The organism is Massilibacteroides sp. (genome assembly GCF_028705895.1).
Taxonomy (GTDB): domain Bacteria; phylum Bacteroidota; class Bacteroidia; order Bacteroidales; family Tannerellaceae; genus Massilibacteroides.
Window position 1 is genome coordinate 1 of the sequence record NZ_JAQWCQ010000003.1, and the last position, 12,454, is coordinate 12,454.

Genomic DNA, 12,454 nt, shown 5'->3' on the forward strand with positions numbered 1-12,454 from the left:
TCTGATGATGAAGTAGAACTAAGCTGGCAGCCCGTTGAAGATCCGCTTGAGCCTACAGCTAAAGCGGACAATTATATTATTTATACTCGCAGAGGGGATAGCGATTTCGATAACGGACGATTAATAAAAGGAAACAAATTCCGTACTAAGCAGTCTCCGGGAGTCATCTACAGTTATAAGGTAACAGCCATAAACCAGGGAGGGGAAAGTTTCCCTTCTGAGATTCTTTCGGCAGGAAGGGTATTAAACGAGAAGGGATGCGTACTCGTAGTCAATGCATTCGACCGGATAAGTGCTCCGACCGATTTTGCGACGGATAGTCTTTCTGGTTTTTTAGACCAGGTAGATCATGGCGTTCCTTATTTGAAAGACATTAGTTATATAGGTAGTATGACCGAGTTTCGTAAAGTCGTTCCCTGGATGGACGATGATGCTGCGGGATTCGGAGCCAGTCGTGCAAATTACGAAACAATGGTTATTGCCGGCAACACTTTTGATTATCCGGCGCTACACGGCGCCTCGTTGATGAAAGCAGGTTATTCTTTCGCATCCTGTAGTGACGAATCGATTGATAAAGGCTTTGTGAAATTAACAGAGTATAAAATAGTCGATTGGGTATTAGGGAAAGAGAGTAAAACAAAGATGGGAAGAGGAAATATTCATTCCCGTGAATATGCGGTATTCACTCCGGAAACAAGGAAAGCAATAACCGAATATTGTCAAAACGGCGGTCATTTGTTCATGTCGGGAGCGTACGTGGCAACCGACCTCTGGGATAACGGGGAAGCGGATGAAGAAGGCATTGCCTTTGCTTCGACTATCCTGAAATACAAATGGCGTACGAATCTGGCAGCCATAACAGGCGCATTCAAAAGTGTAGCTTCACCTTTTACGGCTTTTAAGGGTACATTTAGCTGGTATAACGAACTGAATGAAGAGTCTTATGTAGTAGAATCTCCGGACGGTATAGAGCCGGCTTCTTCTGATGCATTCACCATCTTTCGTTATTCGGAAAATAATTTAAGTGCCGGCGTTGCTTATAAAGGAGATTATAAAACGTGCATTCTCGGTATTCCTTTTGAGTCAGTGAAGACTCAAGACGCCCGGGATAGATTGATGCATTCTGTCATGTTGTTTTTTGAAGAGAATTAAAGCTATTATTTAATGAGAAGTTTTTATATCATATTATTTGTCTTTATTTCTGTCTTTGGTTATGCCGACGGAAACAAACCATTCCGTTTTGCTTTTCTGACAGATATTCATATTTCGAGTAATCCTTCTTCAGTTGAGGACTTGGAATGGGCTGTTGATCAGGTAAACCTGACAAATGGCATTGCGTTCGCGATTATCGGGGGGGATGTTACAGAGGAAGGAGACCGCGCATCTCTTCAGATTGCAAAAGAGAGATTAGATCGATTGAAAGTTCCTTACTACGCCGTACCCGGAAATCATGAGACGAAATGGAGTGAATCGGGAGTAACAGCCTTTGCCGATATTTTCGGAAATGAACGTTTCCGGTTTGAGTATGGAGATTATCTTTTTCTTGGGTTTAATTCGGGGCCTTTGATGAGAATGGCGGACGGACATGTTGCTCCGCAGGATATATCGTGGTTAAAAAATGAATTATCTAAAGAATCCAAAGAACGTCCGGTGATAATTATTACGCATTATCCGCTGAAAGACGGTGATGTGGATAATTGGTATGAGGTGACGGATGCTTTGCGTCCTTACAATATCCGTGTAATATTAGGCGGACATTATCATCAGAATATGACGTTTCTTTATGATGGAATTCCGGGTATATTAAACCGTTCTACTCTACGAGGAAAAGAGCCTAAGGGTGGGTATAGCCTTTATGAACTGGATTCTGATTCAATTCATGTATATGAACATCGGATAGATGAAGCTCCTGTGCAATGGACTTCTTTGTCTTTAAAAACGGTTCTTTTTGACAAAAGAGGGAGTTCTGATAAATATCCGGATTATAGTATAAACAAACAATATCCGGAAGTTAACAACACTTGGCTATTAGAAAGTGGTGTTGGCATTTATAGCTCTCCGGCAGTTGACGGTAAACGGGTATTTGTAGGAGATGACATGGGACAACTGACGGCATATGCTCTGAAAAGTGGAAAGCGATTATGGACATTTAAGTCCGGACGTCGGATTGTGGGAACTCCTGCTGTTGCCGGTGGACTTGTTGTCTTCGGTTCTGCTGACAAATGTATATACGGTGTTGATAGTCATTCGGGCGAAATGCGTTGGAAGATAGAAGCAAAAGAACCGGTTTTAGGAGCTGTCACCATTGAAAACGGTATTGCCTATATCGGAGCCAGCGATCATTCATTCCGGGCAATTGATATACAGACCGGTAGTATAAAATGGATATATGAAGGAATCCGGGGATATATCGAAACAAAACCATTGCTCACTGATGATTTAGTTATTTTCGGAGCATGGGATAATACGTTGTATGCGTTGTCTAAAAAAGACGGCAAGGAAGTCTGGAAATGGACAGGCGGATTAACCCGCATGCATTTTTCTCCGGCTGCCGTATGGCCTGTTGCAGCACACGGAAAAGTATTCATCACTGATCCTCAACGAGCAATGACAGCAATAGATATTCACTCCGGAGAAACTGTCTGGCGTACGTTCCAGTCGATGGTGCGGGAAACAATTGCCTTGTCGGAAGACAAAGAAAGAGTATATAGTAAGACGATGAATGATAGCATTGTTTGTTTCTCCACAAAGGGAACAGAACCTCGTCAGCTATGGGCATCTAATGTAGCATTTGGTTATGAACATGCACCCTCTATGCCTGTCGAGAAAGACGGAGTTATATTCGGCAGTACGAAAGAAGGACTTATTTTTGCGCTGAATGCGTTGGACGGAACCGTTCTATGGAAACACAAAGTAGGAAATTCTCTTGTCAACACGGTAGTACCTTTGACAAAAAACAAAGTATTATATACGACAACTGAAGGATATATCGGATTAATAAACGTAAAGAATAAAACTAAATAATGATGAAAAACACAATTGACTGCTTTATTCCATTTGCCGGAGAAGCGCAACTAAAACAAACTCTAAACGGACTTAAATCGTCTGAGTCTGTTGGTGCTATTTATATTTTGTCAACAGATGAACTGGCAGAAAGTACATATGCCGGTTTTCCTGTTATTAAAGTATCCGCTCTTCGTTCTACTGAAGCAATTAAAAAGATAGCGGTAAAATCAGAAGCGGCTTATACATTAATATATACGAAACAGACGGTGTTGAAGTTTGGCTATTTTGCATTGGAACGCATGACGCGTATAGCTGAAGACTCTGGCGCAGGAATGGTTTATGCTGACCACTATAAATTATGTGGGAATGATCGTAAAAATGCACCGGTTGCAGATTATCAGGAAGGCAGTCTGAGGGATGATTTTGATTTCGGTTCTGTCTTGCTTTACAAAACGAGTGCGCTAAAAAAGGCCGCGCAACAGATGACTGTGGGTTATCTGTATGCGGGACTATATGATCTGCGATTGAAAGTTGCCCAATCTGAAGCCTTAGTTCATATCAATGAATACCTCTATACCGAAATAGAAGAGGATTTACGAAAAAGCGGAGAGAAGTTGTTTGACTATGTTGATCCGAAAAATCGTGCTGTACAAATAGAGATGGAACAGGCTTGTACGGATCATTTAAAAGTTGTCGGAGGTTATCTTGCTCCTCAGTTTAAATCTATTGCTTTTGACTCGGGAAATTTTGAAATCGAAGCATCGGTCATCATTCCTGTAAGAAATCGCATTCGGACGATAAAAGACGCGATCAATTCTGTGCTTAAACAGAAAACAACTTTTCCATTTAATCTGATCGTTATAGACAATCAGTCAACGGATGGAACGTCTGAAGCGATTCGTGAATACGCGGCTGATAAACGTTTAATTCATATCATACCAGAACGGAAAGATCTCGGTATCGGCGGTTGCTGGAATATGGGTGTACATCATCCGGCATGTGGAAAATTTGCTGTACAATTGGACAGTGATGATTTATATAAGAATGAGACGACCTTGCAAACAATGGTGAATGCTTTTTACGAGCAAAATTGTGCGATGGTAGTAGGGACTTACGAAATGACCGACTTTGAGCTGAACACCATTCCCCCGGGTATTATCGACCACAAGGAATGGACTCCCGATAATGGGCGCAACAATGCCTTACGCATAAATGGACTGGGTGCGCCGAGAGCTTTCTACACCCCTGTATTGAGAGATATCAAAGTTCCTAACACAAGTTACGGAGAAGATTATGCACTCGGTCTTGCCATCTCACGTCATTATCAGATAGGTCGTGTGTATGATGTAGTTTATCTTTGTCGCCGTTGGGAAGATAATTCGGATGCGTCATTGGATATTGTAAAACTAAACGGACATAATACCTATAAAGACAGAATCCGTACTTGGGAATTACAGGCCAGAATTGCACTGAATAAGGAGAATAAATGAGAGAAACGATAAAATATCTGTTCGATTCGCAATTTCGTGATTGGGAGATGGCCGCAAAGAATTATGCGGCATTGAAAGATGTACGGGAAAAGGCGTTTACTGTTTCTGATTGCACAGTTCGTGTCCAATTCAATCCTGCCCGTATCTTGTCTTCCGCAGCAAAAGTCGATGCTAAGTCTATTCAGGAAAGAGCCTGTTTTCTTTGTGCAACCAACCGTCCTGCAGAACAGGAAGGGATTTCTTTCCTGGCGAAATATACGATTCTAATCAATCCGTTCCCGATATTTCCACGGCATCTTACTATTCCTTCCGTTTTGCATACACCACAACGAATAGAGGGGCGCATGACAGATATGTTAGAATTAGCAGAAGCATTAGACGAATATGTAATTTTCTATAACGGACCGCGCTGTGGAGCGTCCGCACCGGATCATATGCATTTTCAGGCGGGAAATAAAGGATTCTTACCGATTGAAAATAACTGGCAACAGAACTGTTCACTACTTTCTGAAACAAAGCGGGGGCTTATATGGAAAATAAGCGATAACTTGCGAACTGGTTGGATAATGGAAGGAACTGACAAACAAGACCTCAGCATTCTATTTGATACCATTTACAAACGTTTAGACGAAATTCCGACAGAAGATGAGCCCATGATGAATCTGCTTGCCTGGTTTGATAAAGGGAAATGGATCGTTGTCGTATTGCCGAGAAAGAAGCATCGGCCGGATTGTTTTTTTACTGAAGGGGAGGAACAATTGACTATCAGTCCCGCTTCTGTAGATTTAGGAGGTGTATTTATCACTCCTTTGGAAAAAGATTTTGACAAGATTACGGGTCAGATAATAGCCGGAATATTACATGAAGTGTGCTTGGATGAAGCGCATATTAAGAATATCAGTAACCGAATAAAAGAACTATTATGAACGAGAAACGAAAGAGATCACCGTGGTTCTGGGTGCCTTCACTCTACTTTGCAGAAGGATTACCTTATGTAGCCGTAATGACAATAGCCGTTATTATGTACAAACGTTTGGGATTAGGAAATGCGGAGATTGCTTTATATACCAGTTGGCTATATCTACCTTGGGTTATTAAGCCGTTATGGAGTCCGTTTGTCGATCTGGCTAAAACCAAACGTTGGTGGATCGTAACGATGCAATCACTTATTGCTGTCAGTTTCGCAAGTATTGCGTTCTTTATCCCAACGACTTATTTTTTGCAATTGACTTTAGCTTTTTTCTGGTTACTTGCATTCTCTTCTGCTACGCACGATATTGCTGCGGACGGGTTCTATATGTTAGGGCTAAAGCCTGGAGAACAGTCGTTCTTTGTTGGCATACGAAATACATTTTATAGACTGGCAACCATATTCGGACAAGGTATTTTAGTCGCTTTGGCAGGATTAATGGAACAAGGGACTGAAAACATTCCCCTCTCCTGGTCTATTACGTTCTTTCTGCTTGCGGGATTGTTTCTGGCAATGTCTTTATATCACAAAGTAGTCTTGCCAAAGCCGGCGGAAGATGTTTCACGTCCTAATTTATCCCCCGCAGGATTATTACGGGATTTCTGGAAAACCTTTGTTTCTTTCTTTGCAAAGAATGATATCGGGTTAGTTCTTTTCTTCCTCCTCACTTATCGTTTGGGTGAAGCTCAGCTATTGAAACTTAGTTCTCCCTTTATGCTTGATCCGGTAACTTCCGGAGGATTAGGATTAGATACTGCAACGGTAGGACTTGCTTACGGAACACTTGGTGTAGGCGCGTTATTAGTAGGAGGAATAGCCGGAGGGGTTGTTATTTCGCGTCATGGTTTCCGAAAATGGATTATTCCTATGGCGATCTTACTTAATATTACAGACCTGTTCTATGTCTATTTAGCCGCAGTGCAGCCTGAAAACATCATATTTATCACCTCCTGTATTGTATTGGAGCAGTTAGGGTATGGTTTCGGTTTCACAGCCTACACCTTATTCCTGATAAAGGTTGCCGACGGAGAATTTAAAACGGCTCACTATGCTATCGGAACCGGTTTTATGGCTTTAGGAATGATGCTTCCGGGAATGATTGCCGGCTGGTTGCAAGAGATGATGGGATATACCACATTTTTCTGGTGGGTATGTCTTTGTACATTACCTGGTATATTTGCAGCTATTTTGGTACGAAAGAAAATTGACCCAGAATTTGGTAAAAACAAGAAATGATGACATTAAAAATAAAATTAATTGGATTGATGTTTTGTTTACTTGCTTCGGGACAAGTATTTGCGAAGCAGGTAAAGACAGGTATAGAAATTCTGAAAGACCAGCATTTTAAATGCTTAGAAGGAAAACGTGTCGGACTGATAACCAATCCGACAGGGGTAGATAATACATTAAAGTCAACCATCGACATATTATATGAAGCACCGAATGTCAACTTAGTTGCTTTATATGGTCCGGAACATGGCGTTCGCGGGGATATTCACGCAGGGGATAAGGTTGATAACTCAGCCGACACCTCAACAGGATTACCGGTTTCTTCTTTGTATGGAAAGACACGTAAGCCAACACCGGAAATGTTGGAAGGAATTGATGTGTTAGTTTACGACATACAAGATATCGGCTGTCGTTCTTTTACCTATATCAGTACAATGGGATTAGCAATGGAAGCGGCAGCAGAAAACAATATAGAGTTTGTCGTTTTAGATCGCCCGAACCCATTGGGGGGATTAAAAGTTGAAGGTAATTTAGCTGAAGAAGGCTATTTTTCTTTCGTAAGCCAATTTCCTATTCCTTATTTATATGGCCTGACTTGCGGAGAATTAGCCTTAATGCTCAACGGAGAGAAAATGCTAAAGAAACAATGTCGCTTACAGGTCATAAAGATGAAAGGCTGGAAACGAAAAATGACTTATCCGGAGACAGGCTTGCAATGGATTCCGTCTTCTCCTCACATTCCACATGCTCATTCGGCATACTTCTATCCCGTCAGTGGTATTCTCGGTGAATTGGGCTATGTCTCGATTGGAGTTGGTTACACCATTCCATTCCAGATGTTTGCCGCTCCATGGATTGAAGCGGATAAGTTTGCAAAAAAACTAAATGCGCTGCAATTATCCGGAGTAACTTTCCGTCCGATGCACCTGAAACCGTTCTACTCAGTAGGGAAAGGTGAGCATTTACAAGGTGTGCAGGTTCACCTGACTGATTATAAGAAGGCAGCATTAAGCGAGATACAATTCTATGTGATGCAGGAAATAGCAAATCTCTATCCGGACAGAGCAGTGTTCGATCAGTCGAATAAGGATCGATTTAATATGTTTGATAAAGTCAGCGGCTCCAACAAAATACGGGAACTATTCGCAAAAAGCAACAAAGCAGCGGACGTACTCGTCTATTGGAATAAAGACGCAGACAAATTTAAAGCACTTTCTAAAAGATATTATTTATATAGATAAATGAATAAAGCGGAAAAATACACGGCCTTTCTGAAAGAGATCCGGACGTTTGTTCCTGAAGAGCGGATTTATACAGATGAACTTCGTCGTTTAGCCTGGGGAACGGATGCAAGTTTCTATCGCCTGATACCTCAGGTGGTAATCCGTTCCGTTAATGAACAGGAGATTGCCCATTTACTTTCTGTCGCAAACGGGTTAGGACTACCGGCTACTTTCCGTGCCGCAGGAACAAGTCTTTCCGGACAGACTTTGAGTGACTCGATTCTGATAGTGGCAGGTAAATATTGGGAAAACTATTCGATAGAAAACGACGGCAAGGTGATTCGCATGCAGCCGGGGATTATCGGCCAACGTGTAAATGAGATTCTGAAACCTTTCGGTCGTAAATTTTCTCCGGATCCGGCCTCTGTAAAAAGCGCCATGATCGGTGGTATTATTATCAATAACGCCTCCGGAATGAATTGTGGAACGCATGCGAACAGTGATAAAGTTCTGCTTTCCGCCCGCATAGTTTTCGCTGACGGAACCATCCTCGACACAGGAAATGAGGACAGTCGTTCTGAATTTAAACAGAAGAAACCTGATTTTATCTCTAAGATAGAGGAACTAAAAGATGCTATTCGTTCTAATTCAGCATTAGCAGATCGCATCCGAAAGAAGTATTCCATTAAAAATGTAACAGGTCTTAATTTATTGCCTTTTGTTTTATTTGATGATCCGTTTGAGATTATTGCCCATTTGATGGTTGGTTCGGAAGGAACATTGGCTTTTCTGTCTGAAGTAACGATGAAAACAGAGCATGACTATCCGCACAAAGCCAGCGCCATGTTATATTTTGATGACATCAAAGAAGCTTGTCGCGCCGTTGTTGCCATGAAAGAATTGCATAACGGAGCTGGAGAATGGATTGTGAAGGGCGCTGAATTATTAGACAGTAAATCTTTAGATTCAGTCAAAGATCCTACAGGAAAAGGGCTCACGGCAGTTTTGACAGAAACCAAAGGAGATACCGAAGAAGAGTTGAATATAAACATAGAAGCAATCACCAACTGTTTGTCAGCCTTTAAGTTATTTACGCCTCCTCACTTCACCGCAAAAGAAGAAGAATATGCTCCTTATTGGCAAACTCGTTCAGGCATCTTTCCGTCTGTTGGAGGAACTCGTCAGCCGGGCACAACGTGTTTGATTGAAGACGTAGCCTTTCCTATCCAACATCTTCCGGAAGCAACGGCCGAGTTACAGGATTTAATCGCACAGCATGGTTATACGGACGGTTGTATCTATGGACATGCCCTGGAAGGCAATTTCCATTTCATACTGAATCAATCGTTTACGGAGCAAACAGAAATAGACCGTTACGATGCATTGATGAATGATGTCATCAAATTAGTTGTCGATAAATACGACGGTTCTCTAAAAGCAGAGCACGGCACGGGAAGAAACATGGCTCCATTTGTACTTTACGAATGGGGAGACGATGCGTGGAAGATGATGCAGGAAGTGAAATATTTATTTGACCCGAAAAATTTGCTTAATCCGGGTGTTATATTCAATGATGACCCGCAATGTCATCTTCGCAACCTGAAGCCACTTCCGCTAACGAATCCGGTGGTGGACAAATGTATCGAATGCGGTTTTTGTGAGATTAATTGCCTGACTTCCGGTTTTACGCTTTCATCTCGTCAACGGATTATTATTCAACGGGAGATCTCTCGCTTGAAATCAACCGGAGAAGATAATGAGCGTTTACAGACTTTGATTCGCGACTTCCGTTATCCGGGAAATCAAACTTGCGCCGGAGATGGTTTATGTGCAACTTCCTGCCCGATGCATATAAACACAGGAGACTTGACTCACGCTTTAAGGGCTGAAGAACTATCCGCTTTTGCAAAACAGATCGGAGCCTTTACTGCCGACAATTTATCTTTGATCAAACAAGGATTAAGACCTGTTTTAGGATTAGCAAATTTGGCACATGGGGTCCTGGGAACATCCATTTTGAGTGGAATTACCCGTGGGCTACATGAAAAAGCCGGTATTCCTTTATGGACACCTGCCATGCCTAAGGCTTATCGTCTAAATAAAAAGAAACTACGCCCCTTTCCTGCCTCTTTAAAAGTTGTTTATTTTCCCAGTTGTATTAATCAGGCTATGGGAACAGCGCGACAGGCAGAAGATGATACTCCACAGGTTAATAAAATGATTTCCTTACTGAACAAGGCTGGTTATGAAGTAATCTTTCCGGAGAATATGGACAATCTTTGTTGCGGAACCATTTGGGAAAGCAAAGGAATGGAAGAGATCGCAAACAAAAAGTCGGCTGAACTGGAACAGGCATTATGGCACGCAAGCGAACAAGGACGTTATCCGGTATTGTGCGACCAAAGTCCTTGTTTATATCGCATGCGACACACGATAAAAAGCATGAAGCTATATGAGCCGGTTGAATTTATAAATACATTCTTATTGGACAAGCTGCAATTTAAACAAACGGACACTCCCGTGTCGATACATGTCACTTGCTCGATGAAGAAAATGGGGTTAGGAGATCAACTGATTGCTTTAGCGAAACGTTGCTCTACTCACGTAGTCGTTCCTCAGGAAGTAGGCTGTTGCGGATTTGCCGGAGATAAAGGATTCACACATCCGGAAGTAAATAGTTATGCCTTACGCAAACTTCGCCCGCAGATTGAGGAGGCAGGAGTAAAAACAGGTTATTCGAATAGCCGTACCTGTGAGATTGGATTAAGCACAAATGCAGGCATACCTTATGTATCTATTATCTATTTAGTGGATCAATGCACAGAACAAAAAACAAAACAAGAAACAAAACTAAAAGAGATTTAAAATGATATTGATAGCAGATAGCGGATCAACGAAGACAGATTGGAGTGTTGTTGTACACGGAAGAAGAGTGAACTCTGTTCTTACGAAAGGAATAAATCCTTTTTTCCAGACAGAAGAAGACATTTTTGAGGAATTAAAGACAACTCTTCTCCCCAATATTAAAGATTTACCTATTCAATCCGTTATTTTTTATGGTGCAGGATGCATTCCTGAAAAACAGCCGATCGTAAAAAAAGCGGTTAGCAGGGTTCTCTCAATTGATAACATCGAAGTGAAGTCGGATTTATTGGCAGCCGTACATAGCGTATGTGGCAAAGAAGCCGGTATTGTATGTATTTTAGGAACAGGTTCCAACTCTTGCTTCTATGATGGAGCAGAGATTGTCACCAATGTTTCTCCTTTAGGCTTTATCCTTGGGGATGAAGGTAGTGGAGCGGTTCTTGGCAAACTGCTCATAGGAGATGTCCTGAAGAACCAACTGCCGGAGCCTCTCAGAGAAGCGTTCTTCCATAAATATAATATGACCATGCCTGAGATTATCGATCGGGTATATCGCCAGCCATTTCCAAATCGCTTTTTGGCAGGCTTCTCCCCTTTCCTTGCCGAACATATCGACAGTCCCGAAATACAGGCAATCGTTGAAGGTAGCTTTCGTGCTTTCTTTAAACGGAATGTAATGCAATATGAGTACCAAGCCTACCCTGTTCATTTAGTTGGCTCTGTAGCATTTCATTATCAGGATATACTTAAAAAAGTAGCAGGAGAATGTGGCATTCGATTGGGCAAGATCATTCAACAACCGATGGAAGGACTAATTAATTATTATTCTGAAAATTAAAACTGATCATATGGCTTTTGAAAAAATATCAGAACAATCTTCTTTATACAACGACCTGGAAAAGAAATCTGTTCGCGAATTATTGGAAGATATAAATACGGAAGATCAAAAGGTAGCTCTGGCTATACAAAAGATCATTCCTCAGATAGAAAAATTAGTAACAGCTATTGTTCCGAGAATGCAACGAGGCGGACGGATATTTTATCTTGGTGCCGGAACGAGTGGTCGTTTGGGGGTGCTTGACGCGTCTGAAATACCGCCGACATTTGGAATGCCTCCAACATTGATCATCGGACTAATTGCCGGCGGAGAGCCTGCTTTGCGGAATCCTGTCGAAAATGCGGAAGATGATATGGAGAAAGGTTGGCAGGAGCTTGTTGAACATCAGGTGAGCGACAAGGATACAGTAATCGGGATTGCAGCTTCGGGAACTACCCCTTACGTGATTGGCGCTTTGCGGGAAGCGAGGAAGAACGGTATTCTGACAGGTTGCATAACAAGCAACCCCGACTCTCCCATGGCGGCCGAGTCTGATGTGGCTTTGGAAATGATCGTCGGACCGGAGTTCGTCACAGGAAGTTCTCGTATGAAATCAGGAACAGGACAAAAAATGATCCTGAATATGATCTCCACCAGCGTAATGATTCAACTGGGACGTGTAAAAGGAAATAAAATGGTCAATATGCAGCTCAGCAATCAGAAATTAGTTGATCGCGGAACACGTATGATCGTAGAAGAATTAGGCTTACCCTATGAACGCGCCAAATCCATGCTTTTACTGCATGGCTCTGTAAAGAATGCAATAGATGCCTGGAAAAACTCTAAAATTTAG

The 12,454-nt window shown here is 42.0% G+C and carries 9 protein-coding genes; all 9 read left to right on the forward strand.

The window, feature by feature from the left end; all coding sequences use genetic code 11:
• Positions 1-1,152: fibronectin type III domain-containing protein (locus tag PHT93_RS01150; RefSeq protein ID WP_300238464.1), on the forward strand; the 1,152-nt coding region annotated here is incomplete at its 5' end.
• Positions 1,153-1,164: 12 nt separating this feature from the next.
• On the forward strand, positions 1,165-3,024 hold the full coding sequence (locus PHT93_RS01155; protein WP_300238466.1) for a PQQ-binding-like beta-propeller repeat protein: 1,860 nt from the start codon (positions 1,165-1,167) through the stop codon (positions 3,022-3,024).
• A 2-nt stretch (positions 3,025-3,026) separates the two neighbouring features.
• Complete coding sequence (locus PHT93_RS01160) at positions 3,027-4,496, forward strand: glycosyltransferase family 2 protein (RefSeq protein WP_300238468.1); 1,470 nt, start codon at positions 3,027-3,029, stop codon at positions 4,494-4,496.
• Positions 4,493-5,422, forward strand: coding sequence for a DUF4922 domain-containing protein (locus PHT93_RS01165; protein WP_300238470.1), 930 nt, complete (start codon positions 4,493-4,495; stop codon positions 5,420-5,422). Before PHT93_RS01160 ends, PHT93_RS01165 begins: the two co-directional genes overlap by 4 nt.
• A complete protein-coding gene (locus tag PHT93_RS01170) occupies positions 5,419-6,702 on the forward strand; it encodes an MFS transporter (protein WP_300238473.1) in 1,284 nt (427 codons plus the stop codon). Before PHT93_RS01165 ends, PHT93_RS01170 begins: the two co-directional genes overlap by 4 nt.
• A 29-nt stretch (positions 6,703-6,731) precedes the next feature.
• Positions 6,732-7,937 (forward strand): DUF1343 domain-containing protein, encoded by a 1,206-nt coding sequence (locus PHT93_RS01175; RefSeq protein ID WP_300238673.1) that lies wholly within the window; start codon positions 6,732-6,734, stop codon positions 7,935-7,937.
• Positions 7,938-10,784: an FAD-binding and (Fe-S)-binding domain-containing protein gene (locus PHT93_RS01180; RefSeq protein WP_300238476.1), complete on the forward strand. Its 2,847-nt coding sequence runs from the start codon at positions 7,938-7,940 to the stop codon at positions 10,782-10,784.
• A 1-nt stretch (position 10,785) separates the two neighbouring features.
• Positions 10,786-11,622, forward strand: a complete 837-nt coding sequence (locus tag PHT93_RS01185) for an ATPase (protein ID WP_300238478.1) — start codon at positions 10,786-10,788, stop codon at positions 11,620-11,622.
• A gap of 10 nt (positions 11,623-11,632) precedes the next feature.
• The gene (gene murQ, locus PHT93_RS01190) at positions 11,633-12,454 is read left to right on the forward strand and encodes an N-acetylmuramic acid 6-phosphate etherase (RefSeq protein ID WP_300238482.1); all 822 of its coding nucleotides are present in this window, start codon (positions 11,633-11,635) and stop codon (positions 12,452-12,454) included.

What these genes read in the sequence shown, in the direction of transcription:
- PHT93_RS01170 (WP_300238473.1), top strand. Translation starts at nt 5,419, where the DNA reads ATGAACGAGAAACGAAAGAGATCACCGTGGTTCTGGGTGCCTTCACTC.
- PHT93_RS01160 (WP_300238468.1), top strand. Translation starts at nt 3,027, where the DNA reads ATGAAAAACACAATTGACTGCTTTATTCCATTTGCCGGAGAAGCGCAA.
- PHT93_RS01180 (WP_300238476.1), top strand. Translation starts at nt 7,938, where the DNA reads ATGAATAAAGCGGAAAAATACACGGCCTTTCTGAAAGAGATCCGGACG.
- PHT93_RS01175 (WP_300238673.1), top strand. Translation starts at nt 6,732, where the DNA reads ATGTTTTGTTTACTTGCTTCGGGACAAGTATTTGCGAAGCAGGTAAAG.
- PHT93_RS01185 (WP_300238478.1), top strand. Translation starts at nt 10,786, where the DNA reads ATGATATTGATAGCAGATAGCGGATCAACGAAGACAGATTGGAGTGTT.
- PHT93_RS01165 (WP_300238470.1), top strand. Translation starts at nt 4,493, where the DNA reads ATGAGAGAAACGATAAAATATCTGTTCGATTCGCAATTTCGTGATTGG.
- murQ (WP_300238482.1), top strand. Translation starts at nt 11,633, where the DNA reads ATGGCTTTTGAAAAAATATCAGAACAATCTTCTTTATACAACGACCTG.
- PHT93_RS01155 (WP_300238466.1), top strand. Translation starts at nt 1,165, where the DNA reads ATGAGAAGTTTTTATATCATATTATTTGTCTTTATTTCTGTCTTTGGT.